The sequence below is a fragment of the Pseudomonas sp. gcc21 genome (genome assembly GCF_012844345.1).
Lineage (GTDB): Bacteria > Pseudomonadota > Gammaproteobacteria > Pseudomonadales > Pseudomonadaceae > Halopseudomonas.
In genome coordinates this window covers 1,300,521-1,321,197 of the sequence record NZ_CP051625.1, presented here as the reverse complement: position 1 = coordinate 1,321,197, position 20,677 = coordinate 1,300,521, and the positions used below count along the sequence as shown (strand labels likewise).

15 protein-coding genes are annotated in these 20,677 nt (G+C 58.2%); 8 read left to right on the top strand and 7 right to left on the bottom strand.

Going from position 1 to position 20,677, the window contains the following annotated elements; all coding sequences use genetic code 11:
• The first annotated feature begins 7 nt into the window (after positions 1-7).
• A complete protein-coding gene (locus tag HG264_RS18590) occupies positions 8-130 on the top strand; it encodes a hypothetical protein (protein ID WP_256663796.1) in 123 nt (40 codons plus the stop codon).
• 43 nt (positions 131-173) lie between these two features.
• On the opposite strand, the gene HG264_RS06260 is transcribed toward HG264_RS18590, so the two are convergent.
• The 5 genes from HG264_RS06260 to metH all read right to left on the bottom strand — a co-directional run bounded on the left by HG264_RS06260 (position 174) and on the right by metH (position 6,824).
• Positions 174-365, bottom strand: a complete 192-nt coding sequence (locus tag HG264_RS06260; RefSeq protein ID WP_372240223.1) for a DUF2970 domain-containing protein — start codon at positions 363-365, stop codon at positions 174-176.
• A 97-nt stretch (positions 366-462) separates the two neighbouring features.
• Complete coding sequence (locus HG264_RS06255; RefSeq protein ID WP_256663795.1) at positions 463-1,755, bottom strand: MATE family efflux transporter; 1,293 nt, start codon at positions 1,753-1,755, stop codon at positions 463-465.
• Positions 1,756-1,973: 218 nt separating this feature from the next.
• A complete protein-coding gene (locus HG264_RS06250) occupies positions 1,974-2,510 on the bottom strand; it encodes an AAA family ATPase (RefSeq protein WP_169409033.1) in 537 nt (178 codons plus the stop codon).
• A complete protein-coding gene (gene pnuC / locus HG264_RS06245) occupies positions 2,501-3,070 on the bottom strand; it encodes a nicotinamide riboside transporter PnuC (RefSeq protein ID WP_169406843.1) in 570 nt (189 codons plus the stop codon). The genes HG264_RS06250 and pnuC overlap by 10 nt, the downstream gene beginning before the upstream one ends.
• 61 nt (positions 3,071-3,131) lie before the next feature.
• On the bottom strand, positions 3,132-6,824 hold the full coding sequence (gene metH / locus HG264_RS06240) for a methionine synthase (protein WP_169406841.1): 3,693 nt from the start codon (positions 6,822-6,824) through the stop codon (positions 3,132-3,134).
• Between the two features lie 187 nt (positions 6,825-7,011).
• On the opposite strand from metH, the gene nfuA reads away from it, so the two are divergent.
• Together nfuA and HG264_RS06230 are read left to right on the top strand one after the other, a co-directional pair.
• Complete coding sequence (gene nfuA, locus HG264_RS06235) at positions 7,012-7,596, top strand: Fe-S biogenesis protein NfuA (protein ID WP_150298984.1); 585 nt, start codon at positions 7,012-7,014, stop codon at positions 7,594-7,596.
• Positions 7,597-7,691: 95 nt separating this feature from the next.
• Positions 7,692-8,624 carry a chemotaxis protein CheV gene (locus HG264_RS06230; protein ID WP_169406840.1) on the top strand — a complete coding sequence of 311 codons (933 nt, stop codon included), beginning with the start codon at positions 7,692-7,694 and terminating at the stop codon, positions 8,622-8,624.
• Between the two features lie 69 nt (positions 8,625-8,693).
• Here the strand turns inward: HG264_RS06230 and HG264_RS06225 are convergent, their stop codons facing one another.
• Positions 8,694-10,649 (bottom strand): transglycosylase SLT domain-containing protein, encoded by a 1,956-nt coding sequence (locus HG264_RS06225; protein ID WP_169406839.1) that lies wholly within the window; start codon positions 10,647-10,649, stop codon positions 8,694-8,696.
• 327 nt (positions 10,650-10,976) lie between these two features.
• Here HG264_RS06225 and HG264_RS06220 point away from each other — a divergent pair, with 327 nt between their 5' ends.
• Positions 10,977-12,905, top strand: a complete 1,929-nt coding sequence (locus tag HG264_RS06220) for an ATP-binding cassette domain-containing protein (RefSeq protein ID WP_169406837.1) — start codon at positions 10,977-10,979, stop codon at positions 12,903-12,905.
• 50 nt (positions 12,906-12,955) lie between these two features.
• Here HG264_RS06220 and HG264_RS06215 read toward each other — a convergent pair whose 3' ends face one another.
• On the bottom strand, positions 12,956-13,402 hold the full coding sequence (locus HG264_RS06215; RefSeq protein WP_169406836.1) for a universal stress protein: 447 nt from the start codon (positions 13,400-13,402) through the stop codon (positions 12,956-12,958).
• A gap of 906 nt (positions 13,403-14,308) precedes the next feature.
• On the opposite strand from HG264_RS06215, the gene fadB reads away from it, so the two are divergent.
• The 4 genes from fadB (at position 14,309) to topA (ending at position 20,675) form a co-directional block, all read left to right on the top strand.
• The gene (gene fadB / locus HG264_RS06210) at positions 14,309-16,456 is read left to right on the top strand and encodes a fatty acid oxidation complex subunit alpha FadB (protein WP_169406834.1); all 2,148 of its coding nucleotides are present in this window, start codon (positions 14,309-14,311) and stop codon (positions 16,454-16,456) included.
• A gap of 27 nt (positions 16,457-16,483) precedes the next feature.
• Positions 16,484-17,659 carry an acetyl-CoA C-acyltransferase FadA gene (gene fadA, locus HG264_RS06205; RefSeq protein WP_169406833.1) on the top strand — a complete coding sequence of 392 codons (1,176 nt, stop codon included), beginning with the start codon at positions 16,484-16,486 and terminating at the stop codon, positions 17,657-17,659.
• Positions 17,660-17,727: 68 nt separating this feature from the next.
• Positions 17,728-17,946 (top strand): DUF1653 domain-containing protein, encoded by a 219-nt coding sequence (locus HG264_RS06200; RefSeq protein ID WP_169406832.1) that lies wholly within the window; start codon positions 17,728-17,730, stop codon positions 17,944-17,946.
• Between the two features lie 101 nt (positions 17,947-18,047).
• The gene (gene topA, locus HG264_RS06195) at positions 18,048-20,675 is read left to right on the top strand and encodes a type I DNA topoisomerase (RefSeq protein WP_169406831.1); all 2,628 of its coding nucleotides are present in this window, start codon (positions 18,048-18,050) and stop codon (positions 20,673-20,675) included.
• Positions 20,676-20,677: the final 2 nt, after the last annotated feature.

The following is a 20,677-nucleotide window of genomic DNA, read 5'->3' as shown; positions in this document are numbered from 1 at the left end:
TAGCTTTATGATCGAACACAAGGATTCATCCGACTCGCATCACGCCGACAGCCATCTTGATGCGTTTGCCGCCGTTGCACTTATCCTGGTCGCCGTACTCACCGCTGTATTCTGGGTAAGTCAGCAATAAAAGCTGACGCCTGCCCGAGCGGGTGCCTGGGCATGAAGGCGATTCAGACGCCCGCAAAATGCAGCACCAGGCTTACCACGCCGAGGATGACCAGAACAAACACCACCAGAAAGGCGATGCCGAGACCAATGAAATGGCTTGGCTTGCCTTTGGTGAAATCGCGCTCCCTGGCTTTGCTGCTCTGAACGCCGAGCGCGCCGAATAGCACACTGCTCAAGGTTTCTCGAAAACGCATCGGCCGTGATTCGTCATCTGATTGTTGTTTTTTGTCCGCCATGACCACCTCATCACCTGATTGCTTCGGCGTTCGCCGTGCAGACATACATCCTGCCTTATATGCGGATCTCTGCCCAGTGCCGACGTCGCCACATCACCGCGAAGATAACGGACGTCATCGCTCGATAAAGACTCTGCATCAACCAGATGGTTAACAGGCCGCCGCCAAGAACGGGGCCGGCCAGATAGGCGCAGGGCAGAAAGATCAGCCACTGACTGCCCAGATTCACACCCATAACCGTACGACTTGCCCCGGCCCCCAGGAGGGCCTGGGTCAGCACCAGGGCAGTCGCGTCCAGCGCCATGCCGAGGCCGGTGATGCGCAAGGGCCACTCGCCCAGCGCCAGTAGCTGGAGGTCACGGGTGAAAAGTCCGAGTACCTGTTCGGGCATCAGCCAGAACGGCATTCCCATGATGAAGAGGGCGCAGGCTGCAACGCGCACCACGTCCCAACCCCAGCGGTAGGCCTCTTCCGGCTCGCGTTCTCCCAGGCTATGGCTGACCAGCGTAGTCGCTGCCATCCCCATGCCAACCCCCGGAAGAATTAGGAACAGTGCCAGGTTGATGAGTATGTGAGCGATGGCCAGTTCGGGTGTGCCCACCTGGCCGATGATCCAGAACAGGGTGGTTATGCCTGTCGCAAAAAAGAACTGCTGCAGCGAATTGGGAATCGACAGTCTGAGCATCGCCCGCAATCCGCGGCCGCGTGGGCGCGTGCGCAGGAAGCCATGGTCGCGTCCGGAACGCCAGGTCATGAAGGCGTAAAGCAGAGAGCCCAGGAACATGGCTATGCAGGTGCCCAACCCCGATCCGGCTGCGCCCATTTCAGGCAGGCCGAGCTTGCCGAAGATCAGCCCATAGCTGATTACGACGTTGCATAGATGCATCACGACCAGTATCTGCAGGTATCGGCCCGACCGCCGAATGCCGTTCCAGTAGCCACGAAACGCAAAGTTGGCTCCCACCGCGATGATCGCCAGGGTGCGCCATTGGAAGTATTCAGTACCGATATCAATGACGGCGGGGTCTTCAGACAGAAAGCCGATGATCCGGCTCGCGTTCAGCCAGCACAGTAGCGTCAGCGGGACCGACAGCAGAGCCGCAATCAACAGCCCTTCATTGAGCGGGCGGGCGAGGTTGCCGGTGTCGCCTTCACCGCCACGTCGCGCCACCATCGCTTGAACCCCGGCGCCAAGTCCCATGACCAAAGCAATAGACATGAACGTCGCATAACTGCCGAGACCCACGCCGGCCAGCGCTTCGCTGCCGAGCGTACCGACCATGGCGGCATCTACCAGATTCAGCAGGCTTTGGCTGAGCATCCCGCCCATGATGGGCAGACCAATCAAACCAATGCTCTTGAGGCGGTCGGGGCTGGGAAGAATACGAAGGCGGGAATTTCTCGAAATCACGGCGTACCAGTAAACGATGGCTTGTCAGCTGCCCACGCCGAAGACGCTGATGATGGACACATGGTTGTTCGAATATAACAAAGATGCAGCCGTCTCTGCACGGTTGCCGGGCTGGCGCGTTGCGATCGTAGGCAGGCCGGACGCGGCACCCCCGATCAACCCCGGCGTTCACTCGATAGCAGCTCTGTCACCACTTTGCGGCAACGCTCTTGCCGGGCTGTCCAGGAGCCACCCACTTCAACCACAGGTTGCTGGTGGTGGCTTAGCCAGTCCTTGCAGTCCTGATAGAACGCGCGCCGATGTCCAGCCTCAGGCTGGCAGCGCTGACCATCCGCGGTCCAGGGCACGCCGTCTGGAGAGAGCAGCAGGTATTGGTCGTAGTGACGCGCAAGCAGTTCCTTCTCTAGCCATGCGGGGCAATCGCTGAACAGTGTTCTGCTCCAGAGCATATTGCTCAGCAGGTTGGTATCCAGTATCAGGAGTTCAGGCCGTTGCTGGCGCGCGGCATCCTCCTGAATAAGTTGCCGGCGTGCGATAACCGCCACATCGGCGTAACAGGTATCGCGCTTTTCGTTATCGATGAACTGGCGAACATACTCCCCAACCAGTAACCCACCGAACCGGCGATGCAGATCATTCGCCAGCCAGCTTTTGCCGGTTGATTCAGGGCCGGACAAGACCACTACACGCATCGGGTGCTGACCATCGAAGCGCGCCATTGACGCCAGCCGAGAACGGCCAGCAGCACGAATATCACATAGAGCGCGGTGGTCAGATAGAAGCCCTGGTGGAAGAACAGCGCTACGTACATTACATCCAGCACGATCCACAGAATCCAGCATTGCAGACGCTTGAGCGCCATTGCCAGTTGCGCCAGCAAACTGAACGCGGTCAACGCAGCGTCAAGGCGCGGGTAGACCGCATCCGTATAACCGGCCATCAGGGCGCCGAGCGCAAGGCTGGCCAGCGCAGCCAGCGCCACACCAGTGGCGATCTCCACTGGGCCGGCCAAGGACACTTCAAGTCGCGTGTTCGATGCACCGCCACGGGTCCATTGCCACCAGCCGTACAGTTGCAGTGCTGCATACACACTATGCAACAGTACCTGCGAATACAGGCCGGTGCTCTGGAAGAACCACGCGTACAGCACGACCATACATAACCCGACCGGCCAGCAGAGCGGGTTCTGTCGAACCGTCAGCCATACCGATAGCGTGCCGAGCAATGCGGCGGCGATTTCAAGTGGAGTCATGGGAGTTTCAGAGGAGGGCGGTGACGCAGCGCAGACGGCTGCGCCACCGTTCGTCCTGTTGCTACAGGTCGTAACCGAGATTGGGCATCAGCCAGCGCTCGGTGATTTCGATATCCTGCCCTTTGCGTTGGCTATAGCTCTCGACCTGATCCTTGTCGATCTTGCCGACCGCAAAATATTGCGCTTCAGGGTGAGCAAAATACCAGCCGCTGACCGCAGCAGTCGGGAACATGGCGAAATGTTCCGTCAGCGTCACACCGGATTCACCCTGCGGATCCAATAGTTCGAAGAGTGCTGCTTTTTCTGTGTGATCGGGGCAGGCGGGGTAGCCAGGAGCCGGACGAATCCCCTTGTACCGCTCCTTGATCAGCTCCTCATTGCTTAGCTGTTCCTCTGGATCGTAACCCCAATATTCCCTGCGGACCTGCTGGTGCAGCCATTCAGCGCAGGCCTCCGCCAGCCGGTCAGTCAGCGCCTTGACCATGATCGCATTGTAATCGTCACCAGCGTCCTGATAGGCCTTGGATACTTCCTCGGCGCCAATGCCCGCCGTGGTGATGAAACCACCCACATAGTCGGTCAGACCGCTATCCTTCGGTGCGACGAAATCCGCTAGCGAGAAGTTGGGCTTCCCATCGGTTTTCTCGATCTGCTGGCGCAAATGGTGCAACCGCTTGATAGGTTGTCCGGCTTCGTCGTACAGCTCGATATCGTCATGATCGACCTGATTGGCAGGCCAGAAACCGAACACCGCCCGGGCGCGGACCAGCTTTTCATCGATGAGCTTGTTGAGAATGGTCTGCGCATCATTGAACAGAGATGTAGCGGCTTCGCCGACGACTTCGTCATCGAAGATGCGCGGATATTTACCGACCAGGTCCCAGGAGATGAAGAACGGCGTCCAGTCGATGTAATCAACCAACACTCTGAGGTCGATATCATCCAGAACCCGGGCGCCGGTAAAGGTTGGCTTGACCGGAGTGTAACCATCCCAATCGAATTGCGGACCGGCGGCAACGGCAGCCTTGTATTCAAGGCGCTTGGTACGGGCGGAGCGGTTGGCGGTGCGCTCACGGATAAGCGCATAATCCTCCCGCGTTTTGCTTGCAAAGGCTGGTTTCAGCTCCTTGGAAAGAAGCGTTGTGGCGACACCTACTGCGCGCGACGCGTCGGTAACGTAAACCACCGCATCGTTCTTGTAGTGCGGGTCGATCTTGACCGCGGTGTGCGCCTTGGAAGTGGTGGCGCCGCCGATCATTAACGGCAGGGTAAAGCCCTGTCGCTGCATTTCGCGGGCGACATGGACCATTTCATCCAGCGAGGGCGTGATCAGGCCTGACAGACCGATGATGTCGCATTTTTCCTCGATGGCGGTTTTCAGGATCTTGTCGGCGGGCACCATCACGCCCAGATCCACCACATCGTAGCCGTTGCAGCCCAGCACCACACCAACGATGTTCTTGCCGATGTCATGCACGTCACCCTTGACCGTCGCCATCAGGATCTTGCCCTTGGCTTCCGGTTTGTCGCCTTTTTCCGCTTCGATAAAGGGGATCAGGTGGGCCACCGCCTGTTTCATCACGCGCGCGGATTTCACTACCTGCGGTAGGAACATCTTGCCCGAGCCGAACAGATCACCGACTACGTTCATGCCGGACATGAGCGGTCCTTCGATCACTTCAATCGGCCGCGCGCATTGTTGGCGGGCCTCCTCGGTGTCGGCAACGATATGCGTGGTAATGCCCTTGACCAGTGAGTGCGACAAGCGCTCATCCACACTCCAGCTGCGCCATTCTTCGCTTTCGGCTTCCTTTACGCTGCCGTCTCCCTTGTACTCATCGGCAATATTCAAGAGGGCTTCGGTGCCGCCCTCGGAGCGATTAAGCACGACGTCCTCGACGATATCCCGCAGCTTGGGCGGAATCTCGTCATAGATCTCCAGCTGACCGGCATTGACGATACCCATGGTCAGGCCAGCCTTGATCGCGTGGAATAGGAATACCGAGTGGATCGCCTCACGCACCGGGTTGTTGCCCCGGAACGAGAACGACACGTTGGACACGCCGCCGGAGGTGAGGGCGTAGGGAAGGTGATCGCGGATATAACGACAGGCGTCGATGAAATCGACGGCGTAGTTGTTGTGCTCCTCGATACCGGTGGCGATGGCGAAGATATTCGGGTCAAAGATAATGTCTTCCGGCGGGAAGCCGACTTCGTTGACCAGGATATCGTAGGACCGCTTGCAGATTTCACGCTTGCGCGCGGCTGTATCGGCCTGGCCTTTCTCGTCGAAGGCCATGACAATGACTGCGGCGCCGTAGCGTTTGCACAGGCGGGCGTGCTCGCGGAACTGCTCTTCGCCTTCCTTCATCGAGATGGAGTTGACGATGCCCTTGCCCTGGATGCATTTGAGGCCGGCCTCGATGATGTCCCATTTCGAGGAGTCGATCATGATCGGCACGCGGGAGATGTCCGGCTCTCCAGCAATCAGATTGAGGAAGGTCACCATGGCCTTCTTCGAATCCAGCATGCCTTCATCCATATTGATGTCGATGATCTGTGCGCCTGCCTCGACCTGCTGGAGTGCGACATCCAGCGCCTCGGTGTAATTCTCATCGCGGATCAGGCGGGCAAACTTGGCCGAGCCGGTTATATTGGTGCGCTCGCCCACGTTCACGAACAACGATTCGCGGGTGATGGTGAAAGGCTCGAGACCGGACAAGCGGCAGGCTTTGGGAATGTCCGGGATCTGGCGTGGCGGATACTTGGCGACAGCCTCGGCAATTGCCCTGATGTGGTCTGGCGTCGTACCGCAGCAACCACCAACAATATTCAGGAAGCCCGCCGCGGCGAATTCTTCGACGATCTCGGCCATCTCGGCAGCCGATTCGTCGTACTCGCCAAACTCGTTGGGCAGGCCCGCGTTGGGGTGCGCCGAAATGTGCGTATCAGCCTTGTCGGATAACTCTTCCAGATAGGGGCGCAGCTCTTTGGCGCCCAGCGCACAGTTCAAACCGACCGACAGCGGGTTGGCATGGCGTACCGAGTTCCAGAACGCTTCGGTGGTCTGGCCTGACAGTGTGCGGCCTGAGGCATCGGTGATGGTGCCGGATATCATGATCGGCAGTTCGACACCAAGATCGTCGAAGGTTTGCTGAACGGCGAATATGGCCGCCTTGGCATTGAGCGTATCGAATATGGTTTCTATAAGAATCAGATCGGCGCCGCCCTCTACCAACCCGCGCGTGGCTTCGCTGTAATTGTCGACCAGTTCGTCAAAGGTGACGTTGCGGTAGCCGGGGTTATTGACATCCGGGGACAGCGAGCAGGTTCGGCTGGTCGGCCCCAGCACCCCGGCGACAAAGCGTGGACGCTCCGGTGTTTCGGCAGTCTTCGCATCACAAACGCTGCGTGCCAGCCGTGCGCCTTCAAGGTTGAGCTCGTATGCCAGCTCCTGCATGCCGTAGTCAGCCTGTGAAACCCGTGTCGAGTTGAAGGTATTGGTTTCAATGATATCCGCGCCGGCGTCGAGATAGGCTTTCTCCATGGCGCCAATGGCATCCGGCCGCGTCAGGATCAACAGGTCATTATTGCCCTTGAGATCGGTCGGCCAATCGGCAAAGCGTTCGCCACGGAAATCGGATTCTTCGAGTCGATAGCTCTGGATCATGGTTCCCATGCCACCGTCGAGAATCAGGATGCGCTGGCGCAGCGCCTCATGCAGGGCGGTCAATCGAGCGTTCAGATCAAGCATTGGGACTCCGGGGATTACGTACTGGATAGCCGGCTAGTCTAACAGATGCGTCTGCAACACTGAATTGCCGCGGCTGCGGGCCATTGAGTCACGGCTGGAAATACCCTACCAAAACAGTGGGACTTTATCCGGTCAGTCATCTCCCGTACACTAGCGCTATTGAAACCCATCGCGTATGAGGCATTACATGGCAGGCATTACTCTTACCTCCGCAGCTGAAGCCTATCTGGCTGAGTTGCTGGCAAAACAGGACACCGCCGGTATTGGTATCCGGGTATTCATTACCCAGCCGGGTACTCCCTATGCGGAGACCTGCATCGCCTACTGCAAGCCAGGTGAGGAAAAGCCGGAAGACCGCCTGCTGCAGCTGGATTCATTTGGCGTCTGGATTGACACCATCAGTGAGCCTTTTCTGGAAGATGCGGTCGTGGATTACGCCACCGACCGTATGGGCGGGCAGCTGACCATCAAGGCGCCGAATGCCAAAGTGCCCATGGTCAACGACAACAGTCCGTTGAATGATCGCATCAACTATCTGCTGCAGACCGAGATCAATCCGGGTCTGGCCAGCCACGGCGGAGAGGTCAAGCTGGTCGATGTGGTAGAGGGCGGGGTCGCCATTCTGCAGTTCGGCGGCGGTTGCCAGGGCTGCGGTATGGTCGACGTGACGCTGAAGGAAGGTATCGAGAAGACCTTGGTGGCCCGTATTCCCGAATTGACGGCCGTGCGTGACGTCACAGACCACACCGTCACCGAGAATGCGTACTACTGAGCGGATAGTTGCCGGCTACTGAAATTGCTGTAACAAAGCGGTATCCTTGGCTGGTGGCGCAAGGCCGTAAAGCTGACTGATTTGACGAGGGCAATATGGCCGGAGTGTTGGATACCGTAGACCAGAGGACGCGCCTTGTAGGCGAGAATCGTCTGGAGATTCTCCTGTTCAGGCTGGCTGGGCCGCAGCTCTTTGCACTCAACGTATTCAAGATTCGTGAAGTGCTGCAGTTGCCACGGATGACGCAGGTACCCAAGCGGCATCCGCATGTGCTGGGTGTTATCCATTTGCGCGGCCAGGCGATCCCGGTTATCGATCTCTCTGCCGCGATTGGCATGCGGGCACAGACGGTCAGCGCCGAAAGCACCATAATCGTCACCGAATACAACCAGTCGGTTCAGGCGTTCCTCGTCGGCTCGGTCGACCGCATCATGAATCTGAACTGGGACACTGTGCTGCCGCCGCCCCGCAGTGCGGGCCGCGCTCACTACCTGACTGCCATTACGCGTCTCGAAAACCAGCGCCTGGTTGAAATCATCGACGTGGAAAAGGTGCTGGCGGAAATCGTACCCTTCAATACGCGTGTCAGCGACGCGCTTCTGGATGCCGGGTTGCTCAACAAGGCGCGGGGGCGTGAAGTATTGCTGGTTGATGATTCCCCTACGGGCATGAACCAGTTGCGTGAGACACTTTCCCAGCTTGAACTGCAGATGCATGTACAGACTGATGGCCTGCGTGCACTCCGCCAGTTGCAGGCCTGGGCTGACGAGGGTGGCAAGGTCAGTGATCGGCTGCTGATGGTCATTACTGATGCAGAAATGCCGGAAATGGATGGCTATCGCCTGACCGCCGAGATCCGCAAGGATCCGCGTCTCAAGGACCTGTTTGTGGTGCTGCACACATCGCTTTCCGGGGCATTCAACAAGGCGATGGTTGAAAAGGTCGGCTGTGACGGCTTCCTTTCCAAGTTCCAGCCCGACCAGCTCGTCGAAGTCGTGCGGGAGCGACTGGAACGCCTGCCTGACTGAAACGGGCTTCTTTTAGTCTGGCTCGGACGCAGGCTACCTGCGTGGCCGAGCCTCCCTCCGTTCAAAGGCTCAATGGGCCGGAAAATTCAGCATATGCTCGTCGTTGTTCATAACGGGCTGTTCGATCCCCAATTTGTCTCCATAGATCACTGCGTAGCTCAGCACGCTCTGAACGTACTGGCGTGTTTCATCGAAGGGGATATTTTCTATCCAGATGTCCGCTGGTAGCTGATCGACGTCACGCGTCCATTGGCGCACGCGCCCCGGCCCGGCGTTATATGCCGCTGAAGCCAGTACGCGGTTACCCTGAAACTGCTCATGCAGCTGGGCCAGATATGCCGTGCCCAGGGCAATGTTGCGCTCGGGCAGGAGCACGTCGTTGGGGTTGCTCAGCGCGATGCTGAAGCGGCGCGCAGTTTCCCTTGCGGTAGCAGGCATAAGCTGCATCAAGCCAACTGCGCCCGCATGGGAGCGCGCATCCTCCATGAAGCCACTCTCCTGGCGGGTTATGGCGTACACCCAGGTCGGATTGAGCTGCCGAGCGCGAGCCTGCTGGATGATTGGTTGCTGATAGGCAAGGGGAAAGCGTATATCCAGGTCATCCCAGTGCTGCGCCTGACTGATCCCGCGAATAGCGGGGAAGTGCCAACCCAGGTCGCGAGCCATGGCCGCCTGCGCGATCAGTTCTTCGCGGCTGAAGGTGCGTCCGGCGTGATACCACTCGCGGCGTGCGTTGACTATCTGGCCGCGGGCGAGGAATTCGCGGGCTCGACGAATACCCGCCGTCTGGCTTACCCGTGCATGGGCGCGCGGCTCGACCTCGGCGGGCTTGTGGTTCAGCGCGTAGGGCTTGCGGCTGCGTTCAGCGGCGATGAATCCATAGAAGTCCCGCTCTTTGGCAAGTTCTGCGTATTCACCTGTAATGTCGCTCTCAGGGAAGGCCAACTGGGCGCTGCGAGCCCGCCAATAGCGCCAACGGTTCTGTTGCTGTAACGATTCCGGCATCGCTTGCGTGAGGTCGTGGGCCTGGCGCCATTGACCAGTGCGCAGGGCCAGGCGAATCCGCCATTCGCTGACCTGGTCATCCGTCATCGCTGGATCATTGGCGGCCATGAAAGGTAGTGCCTGGGGATCGTGGCGCTTGGCAAGGCGCACGCCGATGTCACGAATGATTGCTCGCCTGTCGTCCTCTGCGAAGGGCAGGTCGCGGTAGAACGGCCATAACGCCATCGCCGCTGCGGCGTCATCCCTTGCCATGCGGCGCAGGGCTACGGTGACAATATCGGTCATTCGATCGCTCGACTTGCCGGCAGTTGGCCGGAACCGGTCAGTATCACTGAGACGGGCGGGTTGGGTCGCAGCGTCGATAAAACGCTCAGCCAGTGCCTTCTGGCTGGGCAGATAACGCACCAGGTAGCGCGCCAGTGCATCCTGACGATAAAGCAATGCCAACCGCAGGCGCTCCCAGGCAACCTGCTCGGTCAAGCCTCCGGCGGCCCGCCACTTTTCGAAGAGCGGGTCGCAGGCGTCCGGCTGCGAATGGCCAACGGTCCATAATTCAGTGGCTCGTTGTCTGGCTAGCGTAGCGTTACCTTCGCGCCACATGTGCAGAGTAAGCTGACAGTCCAGTTCGGTGCTCTGGCTGTCTGTATCGTAGTGCTTGCGCAACAGATCCCATTTGCCCTGTTTGGCCAGACGCTGCAGCCAGTTGTTTTTTATGCCCTGGGCAGCTGGCAGGTCGCCCTGTGTTACCAGGAATGCCTGAACCTCATGGTCCGCCGGGGCGTCCTGCTGCTTTATTTCTTCAAGCAGAAGATAGGCATAAAGGGGGTAGTCGCGCAGGCCTTGCTTGAGCTGTAAATAGCGGCTGTGCTGACCCTGTTTCAGCGCTTTCATTGCCTGGTCATAACTTTGTCGCTGACTTTCAAGGCGGCTGTCTGCGACAGTTTCGGTAATAACAAAAGCTTGGAAAATCAAAACGAAAGCGGAGAATCTTGTCAGCCTTTGTAGGATGTTACAGCGCATCATGAATCCTGGCCGGAAGGGCAGTCGGAGAAATTACGAAAGGGGAAACTAGGATGTCTGACAGCTTAGCCTGTTGCTCTTAGTCGGCATAGGGGCGAGCGTTGGAATAAGCGATGCAGCAGACTAGCGGGAAGGGTAGAATGCCGGTCAATACAAGTTAAGGATGTTCTGAAAGTCCCTGCGCTCGGCCAAGCGGCGCTGGAATCACTCAAAAACCGTCTGCTGCTCAGCCCTTCATGCTATGGGCGTTTCCGGTTTGCCTGTGTTCGATTTCGCTCCCCATGGCTCCCTGTCGCTCGTGTTTCAGTGCTCCGCAAAAGGTGTGATATGGCGCTGCTCTCGTTTACTGATGTTTCCCTGGCTTATGGCCTCAATCCCCTCCTGCAGAAGGTCAGCTTTCAACTGGAACGCGGCGAGCGCGCCTGCCTCATCGGTCGCAACGGAGCCGGCAAGTCCAGCCTGTTCAAGCTGGTCAATGGGGAGCAGTCTGCCGATGAAGGTGAGATCTGGTACGCCCCGGGTTTGAAGATCGGTCAGTTGCCACAGGAGCTGCCCGAGGCTGGAGACCTGTTGGTATACGATGTGGTGGCGGCAGGTTTGACCGGAGTGGGCGAACTGCTCGCCGAATATCATCACCTCGTGCACGGTGAGATGGGCGAAGCCGAGCTGGAGCGTCTGGAAAAAGTGCAGGGTCGCCTCGAAGCCAAGGATGGATGGCGGCTGAACCAGTTGGTCGAAACGACCCTTACTCGCTTGGGGCTGCCGGCAGATAAGCGCATGTCCGAGCTGTCGGGCGGCTGGCGTCGCCGGGTACTGCTGGCGCAGGCGCTGGTGGCGGAGCCGGACGTTCTTTTGCTCGACGAGCCAACCAACCATCTGGATATCCACACCATCGCGTGGCTTGAGCAGGTGCTGCTCGATTTCCGTGGCGCGGTCCTGTTTATCACCCACGATCGACAGTTCCTGCAGGCGCTGGCGACCCGGATCATGGAGCTGGACCGCGGTCAACTGATCGATTGGCAGGGTAACTACTCAAGTTTTCTCGAACACAAGGAACAGCAGCTGGCTGCCGAAGCCAGCGCCAATGCCCTGTTTGACAAGCGGCTGGCGCAGGAAGAGGTGTGGATTCGTCAGGGGATCAAGGCGCGGCGGACCCGTAACGAAGGTCGAGTACGCGCCCTCAAGGCCATGCGTGAGGAACGTGCCCGGCGTGTAGAGCGTCAGGGGCGCGCCAGTTTTCAGCTGGAAACAGCCGACTCGTCGGGCAAGCGCGTTATCGAAGTAGAAAACATTTCCTTTGCATATCCGGGACAGCGCCCGCTGATACGCGAGCTGAGCACGGTGGTGTTGCGCGGGGATCGTATCGGTCTGATCGGTAATAACGGCTCGGGAAAAAGTACCTTGCTCAGGTTGCTGCTAGGCCAGCTGGAGCCGACTAGTGGCACCGTCAAGCACGGAACACGCCTGGAAGTGGCTTATTTTGACCAGCTCCGTGGGCAGCTCGATCTCGAACGGTCGGTTATCGACAATATTTCTGAAGGGCGTGATTTCATCGAGATCAACGGTGAGCGTCGGCACGTCATCAGTTATCTGGGCGATTTTCTGTTTTCGCCGGAGCGTGCCCGAACGCCTGTCAAGGCACTATCCGGGGGCGAGCGCGCACGGCTACTGTTGGCGCGCCTGTTCAGCAAGCCAGCCAATATGCTGGTGCTCGACGAGCCAACCAATGATCTTGACGTGGAAACGCTTGAGCTTCTGGAGGAGGTGCTTGCCGGGTTCGATGGCACTGTGTTGATTGTCAGTCACGACCGGGTCTTCCTGGATAACGTGGTAACCAGCAGCCTGGTCTTCGAAGGGCATGGCAGGGTACGGGAATACGTTGGCGGTTATGCCGACTGGCTGCGTCAGGGCGGCAAGATCGAAGCATTGGCCGAATGGGGCGATGACGCTGCGGCTCAGGCTGCCGCGGAGCCGGAGCCGGAGCCGGAGGCTACGCCAGCGCCAGTACAGGCTGCCTCGTCAGCCCAAAAACCTAAGCTCAGCTACAAGTTACAGCGGGAACTTGATGCATTACCTGAATCGCTGGAACGGCTTGAAGCCGAGTTGGAGGCGATTCAGCAGCAGGTTAATGCCCCGGATTTTTATCAGCAGCCCCATGAGCACACCGCTCCGGTCATTGAAGCGCTGGCGGCCAAACAGGCGGAGCTTGATGGGGCGCTAGAGCGCTGGGCTGAATTGGATGATCTGCAGGGCTGAGGAAAAGCGCACAGCTGACTAGGTTCAGTCAGCTGTAGTCGGTCGATTGTCTAGCTGGTTTTCTTTTTCTTTTCCAGGCGCACCGCGATGACATCACAGGGTGCGCCGTGCAACACATCGTTGGCGGTAGAGCCGAGCAGAAGAGCCAGGCCGTGCCGGCCGTGGCTACCGACCACAATCAGGTCGCAGCCCTGTTCGGTGGCGACGCGGTGGATTTCCTGGCGCGGATGGCCGAACGCGATTTGCAATTGGCTCTCCGGCAGACCGTAATCCCCGGCAAACATCTGCATGCGCTCTCGAGCCTGTTCGAACTGCTGTTGCTGCAGCATCGAGAGATCCATAGGCACATCGCCGCCATAGGCCATGGCAAGGGGTTCGACGACGTGTAACAGCGTTAGGTCGGCATTCAGCGCCTTGGCGAGTGACATGGCGTGGTCGGCTACCGAGCGACACTCATCAATCAGATCCACTGCCACCAGCACGTGAGAGTAAAGCATGCAGGTTCCTCCTGGCTTTTCGCTGATACTAGCAGCCTTTATACCGCAATCCGCGGAGGATTTATCATTCTTCGAAAGTTTTGCACCGTTTTCCGCGTTTGTCTGTTGCACAGATTGCGCTGTACGAGGGGGGTAGGATCATGGAATGGGTAGCGTTTGGCTTGGTTGCCGCTATATTTGTTTCCTCGTTACACAAGGTTTTGCCGCGCGGCCGACAATTGAGTTTGCATCGAGTGCGCGAGCATGCCCGAAAGCTCGGTTTTGTTGTGGAACGTCAGCAGGGGAGCAGGCGTGACGTTGCGCTTGAAGGGTGCGTTGGTTATCGCCTCGCACTGGAAAAATGCCCGATGGCTGAGGAGTTCAGCTATAGGCGGACCGATTCCGGCTGGGCGCGTCAGTTCGGAGCGACTGGCCCGTGCTGTCTTCCCGAAGTGCTTGCAGAGTTACCCGCAAACGTAGCGGGTCTGGATCGGTCAAGCTTTTCGCTGAGTGTGTATTGGGTTGAGCCTGAGGAGACGCAGGCACTGGACCGTCTTTTTGTAACCTTGCAACCTCTGCATCGATTGCCTGTCGGATCAGAAGGAATGACGCCCTAGATGTAAGGCTAATTCTCTAATAGCGCGGTAACTATCTGAAAATAGGTAGATTTGGCTGGAGTCCTGGTCACGTTGGATGGCCGTTGCAGCGCAACGGGCCAGTAGCTGATTGACAATCACAAGGTTTTCCCCGAAGGTGTGCGCACCCGAATCAAACAAGCGTATGAATTTCTGTGTTTGTACCGCGCAGCCTTCACCGCATCGGGAACGTTCATGGCATCGTCCTGCATCAGGCCCGACTGGCTAAACCGGATCGGCCTTCTTGTTGGACGCTGCTTCTCAAGTGCTTTTATAGCGTGGAGATCAGTTGATGATTTACGAAGGTAAAGCCATCACGGTTCAAGCCCTTGAAGACGGCATCGTCGAACTCAAGTTCGATCTGCAGGGCGAGTCTGTCAACAAGTTCAATCGTGCCACCCTGGCGGAGCTGCAAGCCGCCGTCGAGGCCATTCAATCTGACGCCAGCGTCAAGGGCGTTATTGTCACCAGCGGCAAGGACGTATTCATCGTCGGCGCCGATATCAACGAATTCGTCAACACCTTCCAGTTGCCCGAGGAAGACCTCGTAGCCGGCAACCTGGAAGCTAATCAGACCTTCAATGCATTCGAAGACCTGAACGTTCCGACAGTTGCCGCCATCAATGGTTTGGCGCTGGGCGGCGGTTTTGAAATGTGTCTGGCATGTGACTACCGCATCATGTCTTCAACCGCCAAGGTTGGCTTGCCGGAAACCAAGCTGGGTATCTATCCGGGCTTCGGCGGTACTGTGAGGGCGCCGCGTATCATGGGTATCGACAACGCCATCGAGTGGATCTGTGGTGGCGCTGAGCAGCGCGCTGACAAGGCGCTGAGCCTGCGCGCTGTTGATGCTGTGGTTGCACCTGCCAAGCTGAAGGAAGGCGCGATTGATCTGTGCAAGCGCGCGATCTCCGGTGAGTTGGATTTCCGTGCCAAGCGTCAGCCCAAGCTGGAAAAAGTCAAACTCAACACCATTGAGCAGATGATGGCGTTCGAGACGGCCAAGGGCTTCGTCGCTGGCCAGGCCGGTCCGCATTACCCGGCTCCGGTTGAAGCGATCAAGACTATTCAGAAGGCTGCCAACGCCGGTCGCGACAAGGCGCTCGAAATCGAAGCTGCCGGGTTCGCCAAGCTGGCCAAGACGTCTGTGGCCGCTAGCCTGGTTGGTCTGTTCCTGAACGATCAGGCCCTCAAGCAGAAGGCCAAGCAGTACGACAAGCAAGCTGCTGATGTGAAGCTGGCCGCTGTGCTGGGTGCCGGTATCATGGGCGGCGGTATTGCTTTCCAGTCGGCTTCCAAGGGCACGCCTATCCTGATGAAGGATATTCGTGAGGAAGGCATCCAGATGGGTCTGGATGAAGCGTCCAAGCTGCTCGGCAAGCGTGTCGCCAAGGGCCGCATGAAGCCGGAACAGATGGCTGGTGCGCTGAATGCGATCCGTCCGACCATGTCCTATGGTGATTTCGGTAATGTCGACATCGTAGTCGAAGCCGTCGTCGAGAACTCCAAGGTCAAGCACGCTGTACTGGCAGAGGTGGAAGGTCACGTGAAGGACGATGCGATCATCGCCTCCAACACCTCGACCATCTCTATCACCTATCTGGCCCAGGCGCTCAAGCGTCCGGAAAACTTCTGCGGTATGCACTTCTTCAACCCTGTGCACATGATGCCGCTGGTGGAAGTCATCCGTGGTGAGAAATCCAGTGAAAAGGCCATCGCCACCACCGTCGCCTATGCCAAGAAAATGGGCAAGACACCGATTGTGGTCAACGACTGCCCCGGCTTCCTGGTTAACCGCGTTCTGTTCCCCTATTTCGGTGGCTTTGCCCGCCTGATCAATATGGGCGCGGACTTCCAGCGTGTCGACAAAGTCATGGAGAAGTTTGGCTGGCCCATGGGTCCTGCGTACCTGATGGACGTAGTCGGCATGGACACCGGTCACCATGGTCGTGACGTGATGGCCGAGGGTTACCCGGACCGCATGGCTGATACCACCCGCACCGCCGTCGATGTCATGTATGACGAAGGCCGTCTTGGTCAGAAATCCGGCAAGGGCTTCTATGCCTACGAGCTAGACAAGAAAGGCAAGCAGAAGAAGGTTGTTGATCAGCAGGCCTACGAATTGCTCAAGCCGATCGTGCTGGAGCAGCGTGAGTTCACCGACGAGGAAATCGTCGAGATCATGATGGTTCCGCTGTGCCTCGAGACTGTACGTTGCCTGGAAGACGGCATCGTCGAGTCCGCTGGCGACGCTGACATGGGTCTGATCTACGGTATCGGGTTCCCTCCCTTCCGTGGCGGCGCGCTGCGCTACATCGACACCATTGGCGTGGCCGAGTTTGTTGCCATCGCCGACAAGTACGCCGAGTTTGGCGCCATGTATCACCCGACCGAGAAGTTGCGTGAGATGGCCAAGACCGGCAAGAAATTTTTCGGTTAACGGAACGCACAGAGCGAGAGTGAATTTATGAGCCTGAATCCGAGAGACGTCGTCATTGTCGACTTCGGCCGCACCCCGATGGGCCGTTCCAAGGGCGGCATGTACCGTAACTTCCGTGCCGAATCCATGTCAGCCAGCCTGATCACCGGCATGCTGGAGCGCAATCCCAAGCTGGACCCGGCGGAAGTTGAAGATGTGATCTGGGGCTGTGTCAACCAGACCCTGGAGCAGGGCTGGAACATCGCCCGTATGGCATCATTGATGACCCCGATCCCCCACACCAGCTCGGCGCAGACTGTCAGCCGTCTGTGTGGTTCGTCCATGAGCGCCCTGCACACCGCCGCACAGGCAATCATGACCGGAAACGGTGACGTGTTTGTCGTCGGTGGCGTCGAGCACATGGGGCACGTGGGCATGATGCACGGTGTTGATCCCAACCCTGCGCTGTCGCTGTACGCAGCCAAGGCGTCCGGCATGATGGGTCTGACTGCAGAAATGCTCGGCAAGATGCACGGCATCACCCGCGAGCAGCAGGACCAGTTCGGTGCACGTTCGCATCGTCTGGCCCACCAGGCGACCCTTGACGGGAAGTTTGAGCGTGAGATCCTGCCGATGGAAGGCCATGACGAGAATGGTTTCCTGAAGATCTTCACCGCCGACGAGACCATCCGCCCGGAGACTACGGTGGAAAGCCTGGCGGCATTGCGCCCGGCCTTCAATCCGAAGGGCGGCACGGTTACTGCCGGTACGTCCTCGCAGATCACTGACGGTGCATCCTGCATGATCGTCATGTCTGCCGAGCGTGCCCAGGCCCTGGGTATGGAGCCGCTGGCGGTTATCCGTTCCATGGCGGTGGCGGGTGTTGATCCGGCTATCATGGGTTACGGCCCTGTGCCATCCACCCAGAAAGCGCTCAAGCGTGCCGGCATGACCATGGCTGATGTTGAGTATGTCGAGCTGAACGAAGCTTTCGCCGCCCAGGCGCTGCCTGTGTTGAAAGATCTGAAGCTGCTCGACAAGATGGAAGAGAAGGTTAACCTTCACGGTGGCGCGATTGCTCTGGGTCACCCGTTCGGCTGTTCCGGTACGCGTATCTGTGGCAGCCTGCTCAATGTCATGAAAGAGCAGGGCGGTACCATCGGTATCGCGACCATGTGCATCGGCCTCGGCCAAGGCATCACCACGGTCTTCGAACGCGTCTGAAGCCAGGTGGGTCAAACAAGCCGGGGCTTTGCCCCGGCTTTTTTATTAGAGCAACAGGAGTGTGCAGGATGAAGATCATTCTCGGCCGGTATCGCCACTATAAAGGTAGCGATTATCAGGTCATCGGTCTGGCACAGCATTCCGAGACCGGCGAGCAGCTGGTCGTGTATCGCACCTTGTACGGAAACTATGATCTTTGGGTCAGACCGCTAAGCATGTTTGTTGAACAGGTTCAGGTGGACGACGTGGCTATCCCACGCTTTACCTTTATCAGCGAAGACGTGTAGGCTCTGGCCCTCCAGCGGGCTGGCCGGGTTTCCCGGCCATGCCGGTTATTCTTTGCCCGCGTTGGGCAATTCAGATGATTGAGTTAGGAATACGATTACCCATGGGAAAAGCACTGGTCATTGTGGAGTCTCCGGCCAAGGCCAAGACGATCAACAAGTACCTTGGCAACGACTTCATTGTGAAGTCGAGTATTGGCCATATTCGGGACCTGCCAACCAGTGGCAGCAGCAAGACCGAGAGCAAACCAAAGGGTAAGAAAGCCGCCTCCGCTCCGGAGCTGGACAAGGAAACCAAGGCGCGCATGCAGCTGGTCAAGCGCATGGGCGTCGACCCGGAAAACGGCTGGAAAGCACATTACGAAATTCTTCCCGGCAAGGAAAAGGTGGTCGACGAGCTCCGCCGTCTGGCCCGGGACGCTGACGCGATCTATCTCGCGACGGATTTGGACCGTGAAGGGGAAGCCATCGCCTGGCACCTGCGCGAGTCCATCGGCGGCGATGATGCCCGTTATAAGCGCGTGGTCTTCAACGAAATCACCAAGAAGGCCATTCAGGAGGCCTTCGCCACGCCTGGTGAGCTGGATATCAATCGCGTCAATGCCCAGCAGGCGCGCCGCTTTCTCGACCGCGTCGTCGGTTATATGGTTTCGCCGTTGTTATGGCAGAAAATTGCCCGTGGCTTGTCCGCTGGACGCGTACAGTCCGTCGCGGTGAAGCTGATCGTTGATCGTGAGCGTGAAATCCGCGCATTCATTCCCGAGGAGTTCTGGGAAATCCATGCGCTGCTGGATTCGCCCAAGGCGGAGGCCGTGCGCTTCGAAGTGGTCCGTGAGAAGGGCGAAGCATTCCGTCCGCTCAATAAGGAGCAGGCCGACACCGCGCTGGGTAAATTGCAGGGCGCCGAGTATCGCGTTGCCAAGCGCGAAGACAAGCCGACCAGCACGCGCCCCAATGCGCCCTTTATAACTTCGACCCTGCAGCAGGCAGCCAGCACGCGTCTGGGTTTCAGCGTGAAGAAGACCATGATGATGGCCCAGCGACTTTATGAAGCGGGTTACATCACTTACATGCGTACCGACTCTACGAATCTGTCAGCCGACGCCATCGCCATGGCGCGTGACTTCATAGAGAAGAATTACGGCGACAAGTATCTGCCGGAAAAGCCCAATCTCTACAGCAGCAAGGAAGGCGCCCAGGAAGCCCACGAGGCGATACGTCCCTCCGATGTCAAGACCAAGACGTCTGATCTGAAAAGCATGGAGCGCGACGCTGAGCGTCTGTACGAGCTGATCTGGCGTCAGTTTGTTGCCTGCCAGATGCCGCCGGCGCGTTATCTGTCTACCAGTATTACGGTCAAAGCCGGTGATTTTGATCTGCGCGCCAAGGGTCGCATTCTGCAATTCGACGGTTACACCCGGGTTATGCCGCCCCAGGGCAAGGGCGGCGAGGATGAAGTGCTGCCGGATCTGCAGATGGATAACGCCCTCAAACTCAACAAGCTGGAGCCCAAGCAGCATTTCACCAAACCACCGGCGCGCTACGCCGAAGCGAGCCTGGTCAAGGAGCTGGAGAAGCGCGGAATTGGTCGGCCATCGACCTATGCCTCAATCATTTCCACGATCCAGGAGCGTGGGTACGTCGAGCTGAACAACCGCCGTTTCTACGCTGAGAAAATGGGCGATATCGTGACCGAGCGGTTGAGCGAAAGCTTTCCCAATCTGATGGATTATGGCTTTACAGCGCGTATGGAGGAGTCGCTTGACGACGTTGCCCAGGGTGACGTGCCATGGAAACGGGTCCTCGACGACTTCTATTCCGATTTCAAACAGAGGCTCGGCGCTGCAGCTGCGGCTGACGAAGGCAAGGGCATGCGCGCCAATCTGCCTACGCCAACCGACATCGCCTGCACCAATTGTGGCAGGCCGATGATGATTCGTACCGCCTCGACCGGCGTGTTTCTGGGGTGCTCCGGTTACGCCTTGCCGCCGAAAGAACGCTGCAAGGAGACGGTCAATCTGGTGCCTGGTAACGAAGTTGCCGCTGACGACGAAGAGGGCGAATCGCGGATTCTGCGCGCCAAGCACCGTTGCCCTATCTGCTCTACAGCGATGGACAGTTATCTGGTTGATGAAACCCGCAAACTTCACGTATGCGGTAATAACCCTGATTGCACCGGGTTTGAAGTCGAGGAAGGCCACTTCAAAATCAAGGGCTACGATGGCCCGGTTATCGAATGCGACAAATGTGGCAGTGAAATGCAGCTGAAGACCGGCCGTTTCGGCAAGTATTTCGGCTGTACCAACGCTGACTGCAAGAACACGCGCAAGCTGCTGAGAAGTGGCGAGGCAGCGCCGCCGAAAATGGACCCGGTGCCCATGCCGGAACTGAAGTGCGAAAAGGTAGACGACGTCTATATCCTGCGTGACGGTGCGTCGGGGCTCTTCCTGGCTGCCAGCAAATTTCCCAAGAACAGGGAGACGCGCGCACCCTTGGTCAAGGAGTTGTTGCCGCACAAGTCGGAGATCGATCCCAAGTATCACTTTTTGATGGACGCGCCGGTTGCTGACCCGGAAGGCAATCCGACGGTTGTACGTTACAGCCGCAAGACGAAAGAGCAGTATGTGCAGAGTGAGGTCGACGGGAAGCCCACCGGATGGCGCGCATTCCACGGCGACAAGGGCTGGACGATCGAAGACGGACGGACCAAGGCCAAGCGCAAAGAGGCTTGAAC